The 1,097-nt window shown below is 77.6% G+C and carries 1 protein-coding gene; it reads left to right on the top strand.

All coding sequences use genetic code 11. The features are described 5' to 3' along the window. A partial coding sequence (locus tag EAD89_RS15390; RefSeq protein WP_233578711.1) for a hypothetical protein occupies positions 1-1,097 on the top strand: 1,097 nt, incomplete at its 3' end.

Genomic DNA, 1,097 nt, shown 5'->3' with positions numbered 1-1,097 from the left:
GTGCTGGTGGGTGTGCTGCTCAACGCGCGCGGCCCCGGTCTGCACGCCGACGCCGCCCCCCTGTACGCGACCTGGCGGCCGCACCTCGGCTGGGGCAGCCCGGCCGCGGTGCTGGTCGCCGTCGTGGTGGTGGGCTGGGGGGCGCGGTGGGCCCGCACCGCGCGCTGGGGCGTCCTGCTGGTCGCCGCGTGGCTGGCGGCGGTGGCCTGGACGCTGTCGTTGGCCCTGGTGGACGGCTGGTCGGCGGGGCTGACCCGGCGACTCACCCCGCAGGCGGAGTATCTGCACGAGGTCCCCGGCGTCGCCGACATCCCGGCGATGCTTGCCGGGTTCACGGGCCGGATCCTGGACTTCCAGCCGGACGCCTGGTCCACCCACACCGCCGGGCATCCCCCCGGCGCGCTGCTGATCTTCGTCTGGCTGGACCGGGTCGGCCTGGGCGGAGGCACCGCCGCCGCCCTGGCCTGCGTGCTGGTGGGGGCCACGGTGACGGTGTCGGTGCCGGTGACCCTGCGGGCGTTGGGCGCCGCCGACGCGGCCCGTGCGGTGACCCCGTTCCTGGTGCTGCTGCCGGGCGCGGTCTGGGTAGGTGCCTCCGCGGACGGCATCTTCGCCGCCGTGGTCGCGGCCGGCCTGGCCCTGCTGGCCGTCCGCGGCCGGGCCACGGCCGCGGCCGGCGGCGCGCTGCTCGGCTTCGCGCTGCACCTGTCGTACGGGTTCCTGCTGGTCGGGGTGCTCGCGCTGGCCGTGCTGGCGCTGCGCCGCACCCACCGCTGGGGCGCGCTGCTCGCCGCCTGCGGCGGGGTGGTCGCCGTGACGGCGATCTTCGTGGTGGCCGGTTTCGAGTGGTGGGAGGGGTACCGGCTGGTGGTCGGGCGGTACTACCAGGGCTGGGCGGCCGAGCGCCCGTACGCCTACTGGGTGTGGGCCAACCTGGCCGCCCTGCTGCTCAGCGCCGGACCCGTGCTCGGGCCGGCGCTGCGCCGGGTGCTGCTGGCCGGCCGGTCGCAGTGGCCGGCCCTGCGCGCGGCGCTGCCGGCTCGTGCGCCCACGCCGCCGGCCGGGCCGGCGGCGTGGGCTGTCTCTTATACCCATCT

Origin of the sequence: Micromonospora sp. BL4 (assembly GCF_003667505.1) — a bacterium.
GTDB lineage: Bacteria > Actinomycetota > Actinomycetes > Mycobacteriales > Micromonosporaceae > Micromonospora.
Note: the sequence above shows the minus strand (reverse complement) of the source record. Positions and strands in the feature narration are given on the sequence as shown.